General features: G+C 62.4%; 21 protein-coding genes. 12 read left to right on the forward strand and 9 right to left on the reverse strand.

What is annotated here, in order from left to right; translation table 11 throughout:
• The first annotated feature begins 34 nt into the window (after window positions 1-34).
• Entirely contained in the window at window positions 35-913 is an 879-nt protein-coding gene (locus tag RX328_RS19725; RefSeq protein ID WP_213246024.1) for a sulfurtransferase, read from the forward strand.
• 125 nt (window positions 914-1,038) lie between these two features.
• Window positions 1,039-1,683: a hypothetical protein gene (locus RX328_RS19730; RefSeq protein ID WP_249725982.1), complete on the forward strand. Its 645-nt coding sequence runs from the start codon at window positions 1,039-1,041 to the stop codon at window positions 1,681-1,683.
• Here the strand turns inward: RX328_RS19730 and RX328_RS19735 are convergent.
• The 5 genes from RX328_RS19735 to RX328_RS19755 all read right to left on the reverse strand — a co-directional run bounded on the left by RX328_RS19735 (window position 1,634) and on the right by RX328_RS19755 (window position 6,463).
• Window positions 1,634-2,197, reverse strand: coding sequence for a hypothetical protein (locus RX328_RS19735; RefSeq protein ID WP_213246023.1), 564 nt, complete (start codon window positions 2,195-2,197; stop codon window positions 1,634-1,636). The two genes, RX328_RS19730 and RX328_RS19735, sit on opposite strands and share 50 nt — an antisense overlap.
• Before the next feature lie 53 nt (window positions 2,198-2,250).
• Window positions 2,251-3,582, reverse strand: coding sequence for a tetratricopeptide repeat protein (locus RX328_RS19740; RefSeq protein WP_213246022.1), 1,332 nt, complete (start codon window positions 3,580-3,582; stop codon window positions 2,251-2,253).
• 2 nt (window positions 3,583-3,584) lie between these two features.
• On the reverse strand, window positions 3,585-4,784 hold the full coding sequence (locus RX328_RS19745) for an AAA family ATPase (protein WP_213246021.1): 1,200 nt from the start codon (window positions 4,782-4,784) through the stop codon (window positions 3,585-3,587).
• A complete protein-coding gene (locus tag RX328_RS19750; protein ID WP_213246020.1) occupies window positions 4,781-5,347 on the reverse strand; it encodes a hypothetical protein in 567 nt (188 codons plus the stop codon). Before RX328_RS19750 ends, RX328_RS19745 begins: the two co-directional genes overlap by 4 nt.
• A 225-nt stretch (window positions 5,348-5,572) precedes the next feature.
• Window positions 5,573-6,463 carry an AraC family transcriptional regulator gene (locus tag RX328_RS19755; protein WP_213246018.1) on the reverse strand — a complete coding sequence of 297 codons (891 nt, stop codon included), beginning with the start codon at window positions 6,461-6,463 and terminating at the stop codon, window positions 5,573-5,575.
• A 136-nt stretch (window positions 6,464-6,599) separates the two neighbouring features.
• On the opposite strand from RX328_RS19755, the gene RX328_RS19760 reads away from it, so the two are divergent.
• Window positions 6,600-7,355 (forward strand): SDR family oxidoreductase, encoded by a 756-nt coding sequence (locus RX328_RS19760; protein WP_213246016.1) that lies wholly within the window; start codon window positions 6,600-6,602, stop codon window positions 7,353-7,355.
• 31 nt (window positions 7,356-7,386) lie between these two features.
• On the opposite strand, the gene RX328_RS19765 is transcribed toward RX328_RS19760, so the two are convergent.
• The gene (locus RX328_RS19765; RefSeq protein WP_213246014.1) at window positions 7,387-9,321 is read right to left on the reverse strand and encodes a sigma 54-interacting transcriptional regulator; all 1,935 of its coding nucleotides are present in this window, start codon (window positions 9,319-9,321) and stop codon (window positions 7,387-7,389) included.
• Window positions 9,322-9,489: 168 nt separating this feature from the next.
• Between RX328_RS19765 and RX328_RS19770 the strand changes: the two genes are divergently transcribed.
• The 4 genes from RX328_RS19770 (at window position 9,490) to cynS (ending at window position 13,370) form a co-directional block, all read left to right on the forward strand.
• Window positions 9,490-10,872 carry a CmpA/NrtA family ABC transporter substrate-binding protein gene (locus RX328_RS19770; RefSeq protein WP_213246011.1) on the forward strand — a complete coding sequence of 461 codons (1,383 nt, stop codon included), beginning with the start codon at window positions 9,490-9,492 and terminating at the stop codon, window positions 10,870-10,872.
• 166 nt (window positions 10,873-11,038) lie between these two features.
• Window positions 11,039-11,878 carry a nitrate ABC transporter permease gene (ntrB, locus tag RX328_RS19775; protein ID WP_213246009.1) on the forward strand — a complete coding sequence of 280 codons (840 nt, stop codon included), beginning with the start codon at window positions 11,039-11,041 and terminating at the stop codon, window positions 11,876-11,878.
• 5 nt (window positions 11,879-11,883) lie between these two features.
• Window positions 11,884-12,816 (forward strand): ABC transporter ATP-binding protein, encoded by a 933-nt coding sequence (locus RX328_RS19780; RefSeq protein WP_213246007.1) that lies wholly within the window; start codon window positions 11,884-11,886, stop codon window positions 12,814-12,816.
• Between the two features lie 65 nt (window positions 12,817-12,881).
• Window positions 12,882-13,370, forward strand: coding sequence for a cyanase (gene cynS, locus RX328_RS19785; protein WP_213246005.1), 489 nt, complete (start codon window positions 12,882-12,884; stop codon window positions 13,368-13,370).
• Window positions 13,371-13,482: 112 nt separating this feature from the next.
• On the opposite strand, the gene RX328_RS19790 is transcribed toward cynS, so the two are convergent.
• Window positions 13,483-14,295: an oxaloacetate decarboxylase gene (locus RX328_RS19790; RefSeq protein WP_213246003.1), complete on the reverse strand. Its 813-nt coding sequence runs from the start codon at window positions 14,293-14,295 to the stop codon at window positions 13,483-13,485.
• A 114-nt stretch (window positions 14,296-14,409) separates the two neighbouring features.
• Here RX328_RS19790 and RX328_RS19795 point away from each other — a divergent pair, with 114 nt between their 5' ends.
• Window positions 14,410-15,327: a LysR family transcriptional regulator gene (locus tag RX328_RS19795; protein ID WP_213246001.1), complete on the forward strand. Its 918-nt coding sequence runs from the start codon at window positions 14,410-14,412 to the stop codon at window positions 15,325-15,327.
• 112 nt (window positions 15,328-15,439) lie between these two features.
• On the opposite strand, the gene RX328_RS19800 is transcribed toward RX328_RS19795, so the two are convergent.
• Window positions 15,440-15,763 carry a DUF1476 domain-containing protein gene (locus RX328_RS19800; RefSeq protein WP_213245998.1) on the reverse strand — a complete coding sequence of 108 codons (324 nt, stop codon included), beginning with the start codon at window positions 15,761-15,763 and terminating at the stop codon, window positions 15,440-15,442.
• A gap of 317 nt (window positions 15,764-16,080) precedes the next feature.
• On the opposite strand from RX328_RS19800, the gene purC reads away from it, so the two are divergent.
• Window positions 16,081-16,848 carry a phosphoribosylaminoimidazolesuccinocarboxamide synthase gene (purC, locus tag RX328_RS19805; protein ID WP_008974302.1) on the forward strand — a complete coding sequence of 256 codons (768 nt, stop codon included), beginning with the start codon at window positions 16,081-16,083 and terminating at the stop codon, window positions 16,846-16,848.
• A gap of 18 nt (window positions 16,849-16,866) precedes the next feature.
• Window positions 16,867-17,109 carry a phosphoribosylformylglycinamidine synthase subunit PurS gene (gene purS / locus RX328_RS19810; protein WP_213245996.1) on the forward strand — a complete coding sequence of 81 codons (243 nt, stop codon included), beginning with the start codon at window positions 16,867-16,869 and terminating at the stop codon, window positions 17,107-17,109.
• Between the two features lie 233 nt (window positions 17,110-17,342).
• Here purS and corA read toward each other — a convergent pair whose 3' ends face one another.
• On the reverse strand, window positions 17,343-18,359 hold the full coding sequence (gene corA / locus RX328_RS19815; protein ID WP_213245993.1) for a magnesium/cobalt transporter CorA: 1,017 nt from the start codon (window positions 18,357-18,359) through the stop codon (window positions 17,343-17,345).
• A gap of 135 nt (window positions 18,360-18,494) precedes the next feature.
• Between corA and purQ the strand changes: the two genes are divergently transcribed.
• A complete protein-coding gene (gene purQ, locus RX328_RS19820; RefSeq protein WP_213245991.1) occupies window positions 18,495-19,196 on the forward strand; it encodes a phosphoribosylformylglycinamidine synthase subunit PurQ in 702 nt (233 codons plus the stop codon).
• An 8-nt stretch (window positions 19,197-19,204) separates the two neighbouring features.
• Window positions 19,205-20,158 (forward strand): tripartite tricarboxylate transporter substrate-binding protein, encoded by a 954-nt coding sequence (locus RX328_RS19825; protein WP_312017922.1) that lies wholly within the window; start codon window positions 19,205-19,207, stop codon window positions 20,156-20,158.
• Window positions 20,159-20,190 lie beyond the last annotated feature (32 nt).

The following is a 20,190-nucleotide window of genomic DNA, read 5'->3' on the forward strand; positions in this document are numbered from 1 at the left end:
CCAACCAGCAACCACACAACAGGAGAGGCCTGCCATGACGGACGTTCTGATTACTGCCGGCGAACTCGCGGAATTCCTCACGCAAGAGCCGTGTGTCGTCATCGACACCCGCAATCCCGAGGCTTACGGCGCGGGGCATCTGCCGAACGCCGTCAACGTCCATGAAATCTTCACCTACCTCGCAACGTCGACGCCGGAAGGTATTCACGAGCTCAAGACGAAATTTGCCGACGCGTTCGGCGCCGCCGGACTTTCGGGGAAAGAGACCGCCGTCATCTACGAGCAATCGATGAATTCCGGCTTCGGGCAATCCTGCCGCGGCTACTATCTTCTCACCATGCTCGGCTATCCCAAGATCAAGGTGCTGCATGGCGGTTACGATGCCTGGGTCTTGGCCGGCCTGCCGGTGACTCAGGACGTGCCGTCGCCGCTGAAGGCGTCGTTCGCGATCGTACCTGAAGCGGGCGACATCCTGATCGACGCCAAGACCATGCTGGCCGCTGTCGGCAAACCGGGCATTGCGCTGCTCGATGTGCGCGACATCGACGAGTGGATCGGCGAAAGCTCTTCCCCTTACGGCAAGGATTTTTGCCCGCGCAAGGGGCGCATCCCCGGCGCCGTCTGGCTCGAATGGTACCGCATGATGAAGCCGACCGCAGAAGGGCCACGCTTCAAGTCCAAGAACGAGATTCTGGCGGAATGCGCCACCGTCGGCATCACGCAGAGTACGCCGGTCTATCTCTACTGCTTCAAGGGCGCGCGTGCCTCGAACACGTTCCTCGCGCTGAAGAACGCCGGCGTGAAGGATGTCCGGATGTATTTCGGTTCCTGGAACGAATGGTCGCGCGATCCATCGCTGCCGATCGAGGAAAGCTTGCCGATGGAGGCCAAGCTCACCACCAAGGCGGCGTAACGAAGTCTCCGATGGTGCAGTCCGATTCTGTAGATCGGACTGCAGCCACCGGCCTGCGGCCTTGGCCTCACGGCGCGAGTTGGTGGAACCGCGCCACAGCGCCGCTCTGGCGTTCCCGACATCCAATGCGTATAATCGCGGCGCAGTTGGTGGTCGCGCGGATGTCTATGTTCTCAGGCAGATTGGGTTTCGCATTGGTCGTGGCGATGCTGTGCTTGGGCGCGCGAACGGCCCACGCCCAGGCCTCGCCGGTAAATTACTGGATCCCGGGCTGGCCGATGGGCTTCAGCGGCGATGCGGGCGAGAGCGCGGACAGCTACGGCAACTTTCCGAGCTTCGATTTTCGCGATGCCGGAAACGGCTCTTCCTATGCGCGCTACAATTTTCCGAGCGGCTGGTTTGTCGGCAGCCAGCGCAGCAACATCGCTTTCAACGGCCTCAGCCAGAGTGCGTTCGGCAGTTTCGGCTCGCTCTACAGGGAAGGCGTGCAGTTCGGCTACAGCCTCAAGAACAGCGGCTTGCCCGTCACCTTCTATGCCGGGTTCGACACGCTGAAATACAATACCGGCATCGGCGGCCCGTTTGCGCCGTTCGACTCCAAGTCCGGCACGCTGCCGATCTCCAGCGTGAATGCCGGCGTCGAATTCCAGGCGACGTCGAATCTCAGCCTGTCGCTTGGAGTCGGCTATGTCCAGCAGTCGGGCCGCATCGACAGCGAGATCAATTCGCTGCCTGGCGCCTCGCCATTCGCCATCGGCGGCCGTCGCTAGAACCGTTTCCGTCCGGATCGGTAACGTCCAGTCGCACTGGTTCGTCCGAATGTCCCGACGAAGCCAATGCGAGGCACTTTGATGCGGCATGGGCAACGAGGACGATCAGGCATCCGGCGACAACACTGATCAAGATGAAGGCCATGGCGAAGAAGATGCCAAATATCGCCGTTCCTCCCAATGCCCCCAGCAAAACGCCCACCGGCCCCAGCAGGATTTCCATCTTCGTCAGGTGCGGAAGAGACGAATAGAACTCCCCGAAGATTGCGCACAGGAATGAAGCGAACAAGGTGAAATAGGCAGTCCGAACGGTTGCAAAAGATCCGACGGCCATCTTCAGCGCCAAGCTTTGATACGACCTCGTTGGCCATATCCAATAGGCGAAGGCGGCCGATAGCAGCATCGGATAATAGACTGGGGTCCAGGGCACGGCTTGCGGAATCGGCTTGTCGAAATCGACTCCGCCGATCACTTTTGGTTCTGTCGCGTAGTCCAGGATCGTGCTCTTGAGCAAGTAGGCGAAACAGAGTGCGAACAGCAGCGCGGCGATTTTCTCAGCCCTGATTATCATGGCGATGCGACATCCCTAAATCGCGGCAGGTTGGAGTTTGCTTCCATCGGACGCATGTTCGCTTCCATATGAATTTGCATCAATTCCTGGGAGGACAATTCCTTGGATAGCTCGGCGATTCGGTTGCGGGCCTTGTCGTTCCGGCCGTCGCGATTGGCGATCATATACGTCGCATAGATCTGCTTGACGTCGCGTTTTCCGAAGCCGTTGTCCAGGAAAGTGGCATACGACATCGCGCAAGAGGGGTGTGCCGTCCGATCGACGCACTGTTTCAGAAGTCCAACGCCTTTCGCGACGTCGGCCTTGCCAGAGCGGGCTGCAAATTCGGTGTAGTACATCGAGAGCGTCAGCATCGCCGTTGGTTCATTCAGGTCGGCAGCGCGCTCGAGCCATTTAAGGGCATCGGACGGATCGTCGGAAATGCCCTGCGCGTAGGCCTGCATTCGGCGAACTCCGACGAATGTCAGCGCCTCGCGGTTGCCGAGCCCGGCGGCCTTTTCGGTCAGCCGGTCGGCCTCGAGATCGTCCTTCGCTACGCCCCGGCCCGTGGAATAGAGGACGGCGAGATAGAATGCGGCCTTCGCATCGTCCCGATCGGCGGCGAACCTGAAATATTTAGCGGCGCGTGTGGGATCGATGCTGCCCATCCAGCCCGAAAGATATCCCTGGCCGACGACGCGGGCGGCATCGACATCACCTTTGGCGGCGGCGTTCAGAATGAGCTTCTGGCCTTTTTCCAGATCGTGCTGAATGCCGGGCACGCCTATGATGTGGAGCACGGCGAGGACCGCCATGGACTTAACGTCGCCTTTGCCCGCGGCCTGCTCGAGAGTGAGAACGCCGCTGCGAAGCGCCGCGCCTTGCGGTTGCGCCATCATCGCCAGTCCGCGGATCAGCAGCACGTGGGGATTATCCGATCCGGCCGTCGCGAGCAGTTCCAGCGCCTTGAGTGAGTTCTTGCCGCGATAGGCGCGCCACGCCTCCGTCAGCGTGGCCCTTTGCGGCTCCGCATCTCCGGCAAAATACCGCTCGTCGAGCCCGAGGTCGGCCAGTTGCGGCATCATGCTGCTGTCGCGGCGGGCGAATTTGGTAATATCGCCTTGTGTCTTGATGTCCTGATCGGTCAGCTTCGGCGGCGTGACGGCGCTGCGCGCCGCATTGCCGATCATCGAGAACGGCTGCAACCCGTGAATGAACGTGAGCACGATCGCGCCGATGACGGCGAATTCGCTGAAGCCGCGGAAGGTGGCGTTGGTCGTATAGAGATTGAGAAGAACGCGGAGGGCGCTCTTCCGTTCGCTCTGCAAAATATGAGAGTGGCCAGCCATGGTCAGCCAACGTTGGCGCGCTGTAGGCTCGGCACCGACGTCTCCCGGCTGCCGCGAACGGTCTCGATGCGGACGCGCTCGCCGTCTTGCACCAGGCGGATTTCAGCGGCACCTGCGGCGCGGGCGTCGATCAGGCCGTCGGTGATCTGGCGTTCGATGGCGCGGGTCATGTCACGAACGCCGCCCTGCATCCGGCCGGAGAGGACGTCGATCGCCCGCATCAGGATCTGCGGATCGATGCCGCCGCCCGCGATCCGCAAGCCGAACTGCTGTGCGATGGCTTCGATTTCCAGCGCGACCACGCGCGCGATGTCCAATCCCTTCAACGGGCGGAAAGCAAAGACGTCGTCGACCCGCGACAGCACTTCGGGTGCGAACTGGGCGTCGCCAAGCGCCGCCTTCGCCAGCCGGCCCTGTTCTTCCGCGGTCTCGTTGGTTTGCTCGGCGATCTCGCCGATGCGCCGCGAGGCGGCGTTGGTGGTGAGAATGAATATGGCTTCATTGGTCGCGACCCGGGCGCCGTCGCTGACTTCGGTGATGAAGCCGTCGTTCCACGCCGTCAGGAAGCGCTTGTGCACTTCCGAATGCGCCTTCTCGAACTCGTCCAAGAGCACGATCGCATTGGGAACGTCGCGTAGCGCCGCCGTCATCGAGCCGTAGCTGTTTGAGCCGACATAGCCGCGGGCCTGGCCGAACAGGCTCGCTGCCGCATGCGGCTGGCCGAACTGGCTCATGTCGAAGAAATGCAAATGGCTGCGCCCGCCGTAAAGCTCCTCGGCAAGGACCTTGGCGAAATGCGTCTTGCCGACGCCGGGCGCGCCGGCGAGGCAGAACACCGCCACCGGCTTGTCGAGCCGTCGCGCCGCGATGCGCCGCCGCAATTGCTGGGCGATGGCCCTGATCGCGTCCTCCTGGCCGACGACCCGGGCGCTGATGCGCGCGGCGAGATCGTCGGCGTTGATCGTGATCAGGCTCTGGGTTCGCTGCTCGTAGGCCTGTTGCAGACTGTTCTTGTTGGAAAGCCGATCCAGAATATCCATGACGAACCTCGGGAGATAAGAACCGCAATAGAGAAAGATGGCTGTGGCCGCGACCGCGGCGCCGATCACCAGCGTAACGGCGAGCGCAGGCGAAGCGTGGTCGATGGTGATGAGGGCCAGCAGCAGGATCAGCCGGCCGAGCCAGGGCGACATTCCCATCATGGCACCACCTCGATCCGATCACCGGGCCGCAAAATGCGCATCGGCATCGTGCCGGTGCTGGTTGCGAACGCGACCGTGATCCCGCCGCCTTGTCCATCCCGGACCGCGGTAACGCCGATTGGACCGCTATCGGTGAGAGCAACCGCGACCGGCGTCCAGCTCTTGGTCAGCACGATCTGCTGCGTCAGCCCGGAAGCTTCCACCGCGACCGTGTCGCCATCCGGGTCCATGCTGTCGGTAAAGACGATCCAGCCGAGCCGTTGGCGACGCTCGATGACGGCCTGCTCGATCTCGGCACGTTGCGGCGGCGCGACCTTCAGGGCGGCAACCGCCGAAGCGACGGCCGCGCGATCGTCCGGCGAAATGAAGGTGACGACACTGGCCGACAGGTCTTCGGGCTGGGAGGGAATCTTCGCGGCGGACTTCGGATCGGCATCGGTTGCGGCATAGACGCCGCCACCGATCAGCCCGAGCAGCAGCAACGCCGGCGTGAGCCGCGACGATTGCCGGGCAGGGAGCGGCAACGGAAGTTCGAGTTGCGGTTCGTCATTGGTGGATGGCATGCGGGTCCCCGGAGTGCCCGGAGAGGTTGCATGGGGAATCCCAGTACAATGTTAATTTGGGCTGGCGGGCAGGGCGTGGTGCGGAGCAGGGTTAAGCATCGATGAGCGGACTGTATCGAATTGGAAGTACCTATTCGCGATCCGAATCCTGGAGGTGGCATGCAAAATTGAAGACTGGCCGGCTGCCGCGCCCCGGAGCGCCTTCCGTCTGGAAGAATCGCCGGCTTAGGCAGCCTGGGCATTGCCCCTTGCCGCCTTGGTGTCTCGAACGGGCGGCAAGCCGAACATGCGCCCGTAATCCCGGGTGAACTGAGAGACGCTCTCGTAGCCGACGGCGAATGCCGCGCTGCTCGAGGTTACTCCATCCGACAGCATCAGCCGTCTCGCCTCGATCAGACGTAATTGTTTCTGGAACTGAAGCGGAGAAAGAGATGTCACGGTGCGAAAGTGCTGGTGGAAGGACGATGGGCTCATCCCGGCAACAGCCGCCAGGCGCGCGACCCGCAATGGCTGAGTGAACTCGGCTCGAAGCACCGCGACCGCGCGCGCTACACGCTGCGCATGGCCGTCCGGCCAGCCAAGGCGTCGGATCGCCGCCCCGTGCCGTCCGGCCAGGAGCCAGTAGTGCATCTCACGTACCAACTGCGCGCGCAGCACCGGCACCGATGCTGGGCGCTCAATCAGGCGCATCAGCCGAAGGGCCGCGTCGGTGACCTCAGCATCGGTCGGCTCGTGGTGCACCGGCGCGCCCTCGGCGATCGGCACCGCCTTCATCTCCACGGCGAGTTCCGCGATCACCGCCGGATCCAGGTCCAATACAAGCGAGAAGTAAGGCACGGCGATGCTCGCCCGCGTGATCCGGCTCACCGTTGGCACGTCAGCTGTGATCAGCAGAGAGTCGCCGGCGCGGAAGGTGAAAGCCCGATTGCCCATCGTCACGTGCTTGGTTCCTTGCAGCACGAGGCACACGAGCGGTCGGGAGATCGCGTAGTCCAGGCCGCTCGGTGCGGTCGCACGAATGGTCGTCAGGCCAGAAATCGGAGTCCGAGCGACCCCGGCCGGATCGGCATAGTTTTCCGCATAGCGGCGAACAGCCTTGAGGAGGGTGTCGGTCATGCGGCGATCCTATCGCCCCTGAACCGATGCGTAAATTCGATCTGTAGGAATAGGCAAAGAACGTCGAGGTTCCGGCAACAAAGGCCAGCTCCCGGGCTGCATATCAGCGCGGCCACACAAGCAACAGGAGCCTAGCATGACCAAGATCGCTCTCATCACCGGAGCAAGCCGCGGGCTTGGCCGGAACACTGCGCTCAATATCGCCCGCGAGGGTAGCGACGTCATCATCACTTATCAGAGCCGTGAGGAAGGCGCTCGAGCCGTTGTCGCCGAGATCATGGCGATGGGGCGCAGGGCGATCGCACTCCAGCTCGACGTTAGCGATGTCTCTGCTTTCAAGCCTTTCGCCGAGCACCTGCGGACGGCGCTGCGGAAGACCTGGCAGCGCGATACGTTCGATCACCTTGTCAACAACGCCGGCCATGGCGACATGGCTTCGATTGCGGAGACGACCGAGGCGCAGTTCGACAAATTGGTCAACGTCCATTTTAAGGGCGTGTTCTTCCTCACTCAGGCGCTGTTGCCGCTGATCGCTGACGGCGGCCGGATCGTGAACCTGTCCTCCGGTCTTACCCGCATCTCTGTCCCCGGCTTCTCCGTCTATTCGGCAGTGAAGGGGGCGGTCGAGGTCCTCAGCGTTTACATGGCGAAAGAACTCGGCAGCCGCGGCATTGCAGTCAATACCGTGGCGCCGGGCGCGATCGAGACAGACTTCCTCGGTGGCGCCGTCCGCGACACGCCAGATCTCAACAAGACGTTCGCGGGCATGACTGCCCTTGGTCGTGTCGGTGTGCCTGATGACATCGGCCCGATGATCGCGAAGCTGCTGACCGACGACAACCGCTGGATCAACGCCCAGCGGATCGAAGTCTCCGGCGGCCAGGTCATATGACCGACGTGCCGGGTCAGCCCGAGGGCCGCGTCTATCCGCTGGGGCAAGCGGATCCGCGCGGCCGCGGGGCAATGCCCAGCGCCTTGATCCGCGAGGCCAGCGTGGTCGGCTTGATGTCGAGCAGCTCGGCGGCGCCGCCGGGGCCGAACACCTTGCCGGAACAAGCCTGAAGCGCGGCAAGAATATTGGCGCGTTCGTGGGCGCGTATTTCCGTTGCGGTCATGACCACCGGTCGGGCATCGGCCTTCACGCGCGCCGCGCCGGGGGAGGGCTGCGCGCCCGACGCCTCGGGCAGGTCAATGCGCAAACGGCCATTCTGCGCGAGGATCGCCGCGCGCTCGATCACGTTCTGCAATTCGCGGACGTTGCCGGGCCAATCGTAGCGTGAAAGCCGGCGGGCATCGCCTTCCGACAATCGCAACTCGGATTTCAGCGCCTTGCTCTCGCGCGTCAAGAAATGCTGCGCCAGCAGCGGAATGTCCTCACGCCGCTCGCGCAGCGGCACCGATTCCACCGGAAACACGTTGAGGCGGAAGTAGAGATCCTCGCGAAACCGGCCGCGCTGCACTTCCTGCTTGAGATCCCGGTTGGTGGCGGCGATCACGCGCACGTCCACCGCGCGGGTGCGCTCTTCGCCGACACGTTCGAAATTGCCTTCCTGCAGCACCCGTAGCAGCTTGCCCTGCAGCTCGAGCGGGATCTCGCCGACCTCGTCGAGAAACAGCGTGCCACCGTCGGCAAGCTCGAACCGTCCGATGCGGTCGCGCATAGCGCCGGTGAAGGCACCTCGGACATGGCCGAAAAACTCGCTTTCAAAGAGTTCGCGCGGGATTGCCGCGCAGTTGACGCGGATCAGCGGCCGGTCGCGGCGGCTGCTCGCCTCATGAATGGCGCGCGCGATCAATTCCTTGCCGGTGCCGGACTCGCCGGTAATCATCACGGCGGCGGTGGTCGGCGCCACCAGCTTGACCTGGCGCAGCGTCTTCTGGATGGCCTCGCTCTGGCCGATGATACCGCGCGGATTAGTCTCGATGCGGATTTCTTCCTGGAGGTAGGCGTTTTCCAGCTCCAGCCGCTCGCGCAGGCGATCGACTTCGGCAAGCGCTGCATGCAGCTTCTCGTCGGCCTCGCGGCGCTGGCTGACGTCACGGAATACGATGACCGCGCCGACCACGACGCCGCGGTCGCGGATCGGCGTTGAGGTATATTCGACCCAGACCGGCGTGCCATCCTTGCGCCAGAACACCTCGCCCTCGACCTGGTGCACGGCGCCATCGCGAAACGCCGCGTAGATCGGGCAGTCATGATCGGGATAGTGCCGCCCGTCATGATGGGTGTGATGAACGATCGGGTGGATTGCCTTGCCGACCAATTCTTCCGCGCCCCAGCCCAGCATGCGCTCGGCGGCCGGATTGACGAAGGTGGTCTTGCCCTCGGCGTTGACGCCGTAAATGCCTTCGCCGGCGGCGCGCAGGATCAACTGGTTTTCGCGCTCGATGTCCTGGAATACCCGCTCGACGCGTTGCCAGGTCGCGATCCCGCCGCGCATATGATCTTCGGCCGCTGCATCGACATAGCGCCGGCGGCGCGCATCGAGATCGCTCATCGTGAGCAGCACCAGCGAGCGGCCGTCGCCGGGCACGAGTGAGCCGGCGTATTCCAGGCGCAGGCTTTGTCCCGTCGCATGGCGCGGGGTCAGCGCGTTGGTCCAGTACGCGCCCTTGTCGAGCACGGCTTGCGTGAACACGATCAGGACAGGCAATTGTCCGGCATGCAGCGTGCTGACCTTGGTTTGGCGCAGCAAGGCGCGATCGTAGCCGAGCAGGGTGCAGGCGGCCGGATTGGCGTCGAGGATCTGGTCGGCATGGGGATCGAGCAGCAGTGCGGGCTCGATCGCGAATTCGAACGCCGCCGCGCGCAGTTCGATATCCTGCGGTGGCGCGGTTGAGCCGAGGGCCAGATCCATCCGGTTGATACTCCGAAATCTCGTAATTCAGCTACGACATTTCGTGTATCACGAGTTTTCGTAGCCGCCAATGTCAGCAGAATGCCTGTGATCTCAGAGCCATCGCCGCAGAACGGGGCTGGCATGTGGCTTGCTTAATAAGGGGGCAAACGTCGCGCAGGAGGGCTGATGTCTACCTTCGACAATCCATTCGATCCCAACCGTCGTCTTCATGCCGGTGGCTGTAGCTGCGGCCAGCATGTCAGCGAGGCCGAGCACCAGGCCGCGCAACTGCAGGCCCAGGCCGCCATCGCGAGCGAACAGAAACGCTACGAAGGGGTGGTCGCCTCCGCCGTGATGCGCGCGATGTTCCCGCAGGACGTCGCGCGACGTTCGTTTCTGAAATCGGTTGGCGCGGCAACCGCCGCGGCGGCATTATCGCAATTCTTCCCGCTCAAGACCGCGACTGAAGCATTCGCGCAAGGCGGGCCGCTGGAAAAGAAGGACCTCAAGGTCGGCTTCATCCCGATCACCTGCGCCACGCCGATCATCATGGCCGCGCCGATGGGGTTCTATGCCAAGAACGGCCTGAACGTCGAAGTGATCAAGACCGCCGGCTGGGCCGTCATCCGCGACAAGACCATCAACAAGGAATACGACGCGGCCCACATGCTGTCGCCGATGCCGCTCGCCATCACGATGGGCGCCGGCTCGAATCCGATTCCCTACACCATGCCGGCGGTGGAAAACATCAACGGCCAGGCGATCACGCTGTCGATCAAGCACAAGGACAAGCGCAATCCGAAGGACTGGAAGGGTTTCAAGTTCGCGGTGCCCTTCGACTACTCGATGCACAACTATTTGCTGCGCTATTACCTTGCCGAGCACGGCATCGATCCCGATGCCGACGTGCAGATCCGCGCGGTGCCGCCGCCGGAAATGGTCGCCAACCTGCGCGCCGACAATATCGACGGCTTCCTCGGGCCCGACCCGATGAACCAGCGCGCCGTGTTTGACGGGGCAGGCTTCATCCACATCCTGACCAAGGACATCTGGGAAGGCCACCCGTGCTGCGCCTTCGCCGCGTCGAAGGAATTCGTCACCTCGATGCCGAATACCTACGGCGCACTGCTCAAATCGATCATCGAAGCCACCGCGTACGCGCACAAGGCGGAGAACCGTAAGGAGATTGCCGCTGCGATCGCGCCGGCGAACTATCTCAATCAGCCGCCGATCGTGCTGGAGCAGGTTTTGACCGGCACCTTCGCCGATGGGCTGGGCAACATCGTCACGCAGCCGAACCGCGTCGATTTCGATCCATTCCCGTGGCAGTCGTTTGCGGTGTGGATCATGACCCAGATGAAGCGCTGGGGGCAGATCAAGGGCGATATCGACTATGCCGGCATTGCCGCGCAGGTCTATCTCGCCACCGACGCCGCCAAGCTGATGAAGCAAGCAGGACTGACGCCGCCCACGGCAACCACCAAGAGTTTCTCGGTGATGGGCAAAACGTTCGATCCTGCGAAGCCCGAGGATTATCTCGCCAGCTTCAAGATCAGGAAGGCGTCGTGATGAAGCCCGGTTTCGTGTCCCGGATGCGACGCAGCGCGCAGCACGGAGTGCGTAGCGATGCTTCGCTAAGCCGGGACCGCCTCGCACTCGTTGGGTCCCGGTTCAGCAGCGCAGCACTGCGCTGCGCTTCGTGCTGCGCCGCGCCCGGGACACGGATATCGCAACCATGACCTCATCCCTCCGCTTCCGCGCGGCCGTGGTTTCGATCGCGCTGTTCGCGGCGTTCCTCGGCATCTGGCATCTCGCCACCCGTTCGACGGGCGCTGTCGGCAACATGTCGCCGGAATACGCCAAGCTGATGGGGCTGACGGCGACCCAGGGGAAGTCGGCGATGCCGGGTCCATCAGATGTCGGCGCGAAATTGTGGGAGCACCTCAGGCAACCATTCTACGACAACGGCCCGAACGACAAGGGGCTCGGGATCCAGCTCGGCTATTCCATCGCGCGCGTCGGCCTCGGCTACTTTCTCGCCGTCATCGTCGCGATCCCGCTCGGCTTCCTGATCGGCATGTCGCCTTTGATTAGCAAGGCGCTGGATCCGTTCATCCAGGTGCTGAAGCCGATCTCGCCGCTGGCCTGGATGCCGCTGGCGCTCTACACCATCAAGGATTCCTCGATCTCGGCAATCTTCGTGATCTTCATTTGCTCGGTGTGGCCGATGCTGCTCAACACCGCGTTCGGCGTCGCCGCGGTGCGCAAGGAGTGGATCAATGTCGCGCGCACGCTGGAAGTCGGCACTGTCAGGCGGGCCTTCACGGTGATCCTGCCGGCAGCGGCGCCGACGATCCTGACCGGCATGCGGATTTCGATCGGCATCGCCTGGCTCGTGATCGTCGCGGCCGAGATGCTCGTCGGCGGCACCGGCATTGGTTATTTCGTCTGGAACGAGTGGAACAATCTCTCGATCACCAACGTCATCATCGCGATCCTCATGATCGGCATCGTCGGTATGCTGCTCGACCAGATCCTGGCGCGGTTCACGCGCATGGTCACGTTCCCGGAGTGATGGCGATGACCGACAAATTCATTTCCATCGAAGGGATCGCGCGGCGCTATCCGGGCGTGGGTGGCGGCGAGACCACCATCTTCGAGGATCTCTGGCTGTCGATGAAGCGCGGCGAATTCGGCTGCGTGATCGGGCATTCCGGCTGCGGCAAGACCACGGTGCTGAACATTCTGGCCGGTCTCGACGAGCCGAGCGAGGGCGCGGTCATCGTCGACGGACAGGCCATTGAAGGCACGAGCCTTGATCGCGCCGTGATCTTCCAGAGCCATGCGCTGCTGCCCTGGCGCACGGTGCTCGGCAACGTCGCCTATGCCGTGACCTCGAAATGGCGCAACTGGGATCGCGCCAAGGTGAAGGCGCATGCGCAGACGTTCATCGACCTGGTCGGACTGACCGGCTCCGAGCACAAGCGCCCGTCCGAGCTGTCCGGGGGCATGAAGCAGCGGGTCGGGATCGCGCGGGCGCTCTCGATCACGCCAAAGATCATGCTGATGGACGAACCGTTCTCGGCGCTGGATGCGCTGACGCGCGGTACGCTGCAGGACGAGGTACGGCGCATTTGCCTCGAGACCGGGCAGACCGCGTTCATGATCACCCATGATGTCGATGAGGCGATCTATCTCGCCGACAAGATTTTTCTGATGACCAATGGTCCGGGCGCCGTGCTGGCGGAGATCGTGGAAAATCCGCTGCCGAAGGATCGCGGCCGCATCGATCTGCACCGCCATCCGCTCTATTACGCGGTGCGCAATCACATCGTCGATTTCCTGGTCAGCCGCAGCAAGACGTTTGCCGCCACCGTGACCGATCATGATCCGCGCAACGTGCCGGTCGTGCGGCCGGGCAAGCCGGAACTGGTGGTTGCAGCGGAGGCAGAAGAGTCAACGCAGGCGTCATGGCCGGGCTTGGCCCGGCCATCCACGTCTTCCCAAGGTTAGCCAAACAAGTACGTGGATGCCCGGGACAAGCCCGGGCATGACGGGTGTTGAAGGAGAGACGAAGCATGAAGCGCGAAGACCTCACCGAAAAGTTGCTCGACATCAAGCGCGAGAAGGGCTGGAGCTGGAAACATATCTGCGAAAAGATCGGCGGCTATTCGGAAGTGCTGATCGTCGGCGCCATCATGGGCCAGATGAAGCTGACCAAACCGCAGGCCGCCAACGCCGGCGAATTGTTCGGTCTGTCGAAATCGGAAACAGCGATGCTCAACGAGGTGCCGATGCGCGGCACCGGCACGCCGATGCCGCCGACCGATCCCTTGATCTACCGCTTCTACGAAATGGTGATGGTCAACGGGCCGGCCTGGAAGGCGCTGATCGAGGAAGAATTCGGCGACGGCATCATGTCGGCGATCGATTTCGACATGGCGTTGGAGCGCGTCGCCAATCCCAAGGGCGACCGGGTCAAGATCACGATGTCCGGAAAATTCCTGCCGTACAAATATTACGGCGCGAGTGGCAATGTGCCGGAGTATGGATTCAAGGAGGGGTGACTCATCTCTCCACCGTCATTGCGAGGAGCGAAAGCGACGAAGCAATCCATTTATCTCCGTGTTGAGGAATGGATTGCTTCGCTGCGCTCGCAATGACGGGGAGAGGCCCCGATCACCCGAACGCCGCCCTGATCTCCCCGATCGGCACCATGTCGCGCACAAACGTAAACGCACCCCGCTCCTTCATCTCACGGGCGCATTTCAAGAACGCCGCGAGCGCGTAGCGCTCCATCGCGCCGCCGACGCTGATGCGCTTGACGCCTGCGGCTGAGAGCTGATCGACCGTGAGCGTCGGATCGGCAAATCCCATCACCAGGTTGAACGGCTTGCCGACCGAGGACAACACGGTGCGAATGGTGCCGATGTCGTAGAGGCCAGGTGAGTACAGGACGTCGGCGCCTGCAGCCTCGAACGCCTGCAGCCGCTTGATGGTATCGTCGAGGTCCTTGCGGCCGTGCAGGAAATTTTCCGCGCGCGCGGTCAGCGTGAACGGGAAGGGCAGTGCGCGCGCTGCTTCGACCGCGGCCTGCACGCGCTCGACCGCGAGCGAAAAGTCGTAGATCGGTTTGCCCGGATCGCCGGTAAAATCCTCGATCGAGCCGCCGACGACGCCGGCTTCGGCCGCGCGCGTAATTGCTTTCGCTGCGGTCTTCGGATCATCGGCGCCGCAATTTTCCAGGTCGGCGTTGACGGGGAGGTCAGTTGCTTCCGCAATCATCCGGCAATTCTCGATGATGGCATCGAGGCTTACGGTCACGCTGCCGAGCGTATTGGCAAAGCCGAGGCTCGTGGTCGCGAGCGCTTCAAACCCCATCGCGGCGAGCAATTTTGCGGTGCCGGCGTCCCAGGGATTGGGGATAACGAACGCACCAGGCCGCGCGTGAAGTGCACGAAACAGTTCCGCCTTTTCCATCTGACTGCGCATCGCTGGCTCCGTTGAATGTCCGCGTTTTGGTTGGCGGCGAAACTAGCGGGCTATCCGGCATCAGCCAAATTTGTTATTTCTCTATGCATCATCAGCTTTTTGCATGGACGAAACATGGACAGCGATGCGCTTCTCACCTTCCTGACCGTTCACCGCCGCGGCGGCATTTCGAGCGCCGCGAAGGCGCTGCACCGCTCGCAACCGGCGATCTCGCGGCGCATTGCGCTTCTGGAGCAGGAGCTCGGCGTACCGCTGTTCGAACGGATCGCGGGGCGCACGATGCTGAGCGATGCGGGGCGGGTGATGGTGCCGTATGCCGAGCGCGCGGTCGCCGCCGCGCAGGATGCGGAGAATGCGGTGCGCGCGCTGGCGCGGCCGAATTCGGGGCCAGTCGCACTGGCGGTAGTCGGCACGTTGGCCGGCGGGCGGCTATCGGCGATATTGAAGCGCTTCGCGGCCGAACATCCCGAGGTCGAATTGAGCCTGCGCACGGCGACCAGTGCGGAGGTCAGCGACATGGTCCGGCGCGGCGAGGTGACCATCGGCTTGCGCTATGACCGCGACGGCTCGCGCGATCTCGACTGCGAATTGCTGTTCTCCGAGTGGCTGCAGGTGGTGTGCGCGCTGGACCATCCGCGCGCCGGCCGCCGGGTTGCGAAGCTTGCCGATCTGCGCGGCGAGCGCTGGATTGCTTTTCCTGTGATGCCGGGCAGGCGCGAGATCACGGCGTCACATGTGTTTGCGTTGTTTCAGACCCATGGCCTCGGCGAAATCGACTGGACGCCAGTCGACAGCTTGACCGCGCAGAAGCGGCTGGTCGAAGCGGGGCTCGGCATTGCGCTATTGTCGGAGAGCAACGCTGCCGAGGAACTGCGACACAAGACGATCGCAACAATCGGCGTACGTGATCTCAAGGCAAGCCACGACGTCGTCACGGTAACGCGCCGCGGCGGGTTTTTGAGCGCGGCGGCGCGGCGGTTGCTGGAGATTGTGCGGAAGGAATACCGCGGGACGAAGGCGCTCGGACTTTAGCACGTCATTCCGGGATGGTCCGAAGGACCAGACCCGGAATCTCGAGATTCCCCGATGCGCAATTGCGCATCTGAGATCGCCGCTTCGCGTCGTCCGGAATGACGGTGAGGTGTCAGGTCCCCGCCTTCACCTGGGCGGCGGCCTGCAGCATCAACTCGTCCATTTTGACGCGAACTTCCTGAGCGGTGATGGCGACGCCCTTGGCGGCAAAATCGGCCATCACCTTGTTCTGAACGTCCTTGTCGCCGGCTTCCTCGAAATCGGCCGAGACCACCTCCTTGGCATAGGCATTGGCAGCGTCGCCGGACATGCCGAGCTTTTCCGCTGCCCAAAGACCGAGCAGCTTGTTGCGGCGCACCTCAGCCTTGAATTTCTGCTCCTCATCGAGGGCGAATTTCTTCTCAAAACCTTCCTCGCGCTTGTCGAAAGTGGTCATTCTTCGGTTCCAATCCCCGCAAACGGTAAATAAGGCCGCGTTGTCGCGGCCCGGTGGACTACCTAGATAAAGGGGGCGAATCGGTAAAACAACGGGCCGTTAGGCCGCAGGCAACTGGGATAAGTTGGCCCCAATCGGGCCGGGTCGATTGTGCTGCATGGGCCAATCGGATAGGTTGCCATCAGGCGAGGTTCTTGTTCTGTTTCCGGTCGCTCAGTTCAGGACCTGGCCTTCACGGCAGCTCCGTCGTGGTCGCAAACCCTTGTCATCCGGAGCACACCAATTTCATGGATTTCAACAAAACACGGTACATCCCAATGAGCCGTCGACGCCGTATTTATGAAGGCAAGGCCAAGGTCCTGTATGAAGGTCCGGAGCCGGGAACCCTGATCCAGCACTTCAAGGACGATGCGACCGCGTTCAATGCCAAGAAACACCAGGTGATCGAGGGCAAGGGCGTCCTCAACAACCGGATTTCGGAGTACCTGTTTCAGCACCTCAATGACATTGGGGTGCCGACCCATTTCATCCGCCGCCTCAATATGCGCGAGCAGTTGATTCGCGAGGTCGAGATCGTGCCGCTGGAGGTAGTCGTGCGGAATGTCGCCGCCGGTTCGCTGTCGCAGCGCCTCGGCATCGAGGAGGGCACGCAACTGCCGCGCTCGATCATCGAATTTTATTACAAGAACGACCAACTCAACGACCCCATGGTGTCGGAAGAGCACATCACTGCGTTCGGCTGGGCGACGCCGCAGGAAATCGACGACATCATGGCGCTTGCCATCCGCGTCAACGACTTCCTCACCGGGCTGTTTCTCGGCATCGGCATCCGTTTGGTCGATTTCAAGATGGAATGCGGTCGCCTGTTCGAAAACGAGATGATGCGGATCATCGTCGCCGACGAAATCTCGCCCGACTCATGCCGGCTGTGGGATATCAAGTCGAACGAGAAGCTCGACAAGGATCGTTTCCGGCGCGACCTCGGTGGCTTGCTTGAGGCCTATACCGAGGTGGCGAAACGTCTGGGCATTCTGATGGAGAACGAGCGCCCGGCCGGTTCTGGTCCGGTGCTGGTCAAGAGCTGAGAAGACTGGGGCAATCTCGTGAAGGCACGCGTTACCGTTACGTTGAAATCTGGCATCCTCGATCCGCAGGGCAAGGCCATCGAAGGCGCGCTGAAATCGCTCGGCGTCGATGGCGTTGCCAGCGTCCGCCAGGGCAAGGTGTTCGATATCGAGCTTTCTGGCTCGGACAAGGCCAAGGCCGAGGCGGCATTGAAGGATGCCGCCGACAAGCTGTTGGCGAATACCGTGATCGAGAATTATCGGGTGGAAGTTCTGAGCTGAGCGATGGGTGAGATATCCAATCGGCAGGTGTACGATTTGGCATTGGATATTTCGCGTAACATTGCTCGGCTTGAAACCTCCGTTGATGAACGCTTGCTTGAGATGCGAATCCACAACCAGCAAATGCCGTCCAGCTGAAATCGCTGTCTCAATTTTCGCAGCAGGTATAAAAGCCCCTTCGAGATGAATCTGGCGTTCATCGCTCGCGTGATAGGCGCGGGCGGGTCTGCCGCTTACAGCCAGCCCACGCTGCGAAAGCGCCAGTACAGCCCGCTGCAGGCGGCAAGCATGAGCCCCAGCACCATCAAATATCCGTACTGCCATTTCAGCTCAGGCATGTGCTCGAAATTCATCCCGTAGATCCCGGCGACCGCCGTCGGCACGGCGATGATGGCCAGCCAGGAGGCCAGCTTCTTGGAGACCGCGGTCTCCTGGGCTTGGCCGACCAGAAGGCTTGCCTCGAATGCGAACGCCAGCACCTCGCGCATTGAATCGGTGCGCTCCTGAATGGTCCTGACGTGGTCGGTGACATCTCGAAACAGCGCCTGCATGGTCGTACGCACCATCGGCAAATTGTCGTGTTCGAGCCGGCGGCAGACTTCCACCAGCGGTCCAATCGCGTTGCGGAGTTTCAACAGATCGCGTCGGAGCATGTACAGCCGCTCGACTTGCGCTCGCGTGATTGGGCTGGCCAACACGTGATCCTCAATTTCCTCGATCTCCTCGTGGATGGTTTCTAGCACCGGGGAATAGTTGTCGACGATGAAATCGAGGATGGCGTAGAGAATGTAGTCCTCGCCACGCGCCAGCGCGCGGGGGCAGCTCTCGCAGCGTTCGCGCACCGGCGCGTATGACGTTGATGCCCCGTGGCGCACCGAAACCAGATAGCCCTCGCCGACGAACAGATGGGTTTCGCCGAACGCGATCCTGCCCTGAACAAGTTGCGCGGTTCTCGCCACGATGAACAGGCCATCGCCGTACTGCTCGATCTTGGGGCGCTGATGCGCATGGTTGGCATCCTCGATCGCGAGATCATGCAGGTCGAACTGCTGCTGCACGCTGGTCAGCAGCGCCAGATCCGGCTCATACAGGCCGATCCAGACGACGTGACCGGGCTTGCTGCGCCAACTCGAGGCCGCCTCGATGGCGATATTGGCGATGCGGCGGCCATCGACGTAAACACCGGCCGCGACCACGCCTTCGGAGGTCATCGGTTCGGTTTCGGATGTCGCCCGCGACGGGACATTCATGGTTTCCATCCCTGAGCGATTGTTGTTGAGCGTGGCTTCCACGCAGGCCGTTTTGGCGACGCTAGCACTGGAAAAACCCGCGTCAAATGGTTATGTCTTCGGCCCCGACATATCTCCTTTCCAGCCGGAACCGCCATGAAATCCGCCGTTCTCGTCTTCCCCGGAATCAACCGCGAGCGCGACATGGCGCGGGCGCTCAAGCTCGTCTCCGGACAGGAGGCAGCGATGGTCTGGCATGCCGAGACCGAGCTGCCCAAGGGCACCGATCTCGTGGTCGTGCCCGGCGGGTTTTCCTATGGCGATTACCTGCGCTGCGGCGCCATTGCCGCGCGGGCGCCGGTCATGGACGCGGTCCGCAAATATGCCGCTGACGGTGGGCTCGTGCTTGGCGTCTGCAACGGGTTTCAGATCCTGTGCGAAGCCGGCCTGTTGCCGGGCGTCTTGATGCGCAATGCGAAGCTGAAATTCGTCTGTAAGGACGTGCATCTGCGGGTCGAGCGCTCGGATTCGCCGTTCACGCGCGGCTACAATGCCGGGCAGGTCATCCGCGTGCCGGTCGCGCATGGCGAGGGCAACTACGAAGCCGATGAAGAGACGGTGAAGCGGCTGGAAGGCGAGGGGCGCGTGCTCTATCGTTATTGCTCCGCGGAAGGCATCGTCGATGAGGAATCCAACATCGCCGGCGCCGCGCAGTCGATCGCCGGCATCGTCAACGAGCGCGGCAATGTGCTCGGCATGATGCCGCACCCGGAAAACCACGTCGAAGACATCATGGGCTGCACCGACGGCCGCGGCCTGTTCGCGGGCCTTGCCGCGCATCTGCAAAAAGTCGCGTGAGGTTCTTGGTGCCGCGCCTGGCGATTGTCGTTGTGGCGCTGTTATGCGCCGTGGCAGCCCACGCGCAGGATTATCCCAAGCGTCCCATCACCATGATCGTGCCGTTCGCGGCCGGCGGCACCTCCGACGTGATCGCGCGTGTGGTTGCCGAGGAAATGACCAAGTCGCTCGGGCAGCCGATCGTGATCGAGAATGTCGCGGGCGCCGGCGGCTCAACTGCGCTGACGCGTGCCGCACGGGCGGAACCAGACGGCTATACCATCGCGATCGGCAATGCCGGCACCAGCGCCGCGACCTACACCATCTATCCGAAACTGCCGTTCACGCCGGAATCCTTTGTGCCGATCGCGGTCGTTGCGAAAACCTTCGGCATCGTCGCGTTACGCAAGGATTTCCCCGCCAAGAACCTGCAAGACTTCATCGCCTATGCGAAGAAGAATCCCGGCAAGGTCAATCTCGGCCATGCCGGCGTCGGGTCCTCGAATTTCCTGATCTGCAAGAGTTTTGTGCAGGCGGCCGGCATCGACGTGACGCTGGTCGGCTATCGCGGCGCCGCGCCGGCGCTGACGGACGCGATCGGCGGCCAGATCGACGGCGTCTGCGATGCGGCCGCGTCGGTGTCGCAGGCGATCGATGACAAGCTGGTGAAAGGCCTCGTCGTCGGCTCAACGGTGCGGCTTGCAACCTTGCCCGGCCTGCCAACTTCCTCCGAGGCTGGCCTTCCCGAATTCGAGGCGCAGGGCTGGAACGGCCTGTTCGCTCCAAAAGGGACGCCGCCTGCGATCATCGCGAAACTGAACGCCGCAGCCAAGACCGCCGTCGAGAGCGAGGCGGTGAAGAAGCGTTTTCACGATCTCTCCACAGTTGCGCCCGATGCCAACGAGCATGCGAGCGAAGTGCTCGGTCAGTTGGTGACCCGGGACGTCGAGAAATACAAAAAGTTGCTGGAAGAGAAGAAATAGTATTCAGCGATCATGCAATGAAAAAGCCCCGC

This window comes from Bradyrhizobium sp. sBnM-33 (assembly GCF_032917945.1).
In the GTDB taxonomy this organism is placed as follows: Bacteria; Pseudomonadota; Alphaproteobacteria; order Rhizobiales; family Xanthobacteraceae; genus Bradyrhizobium.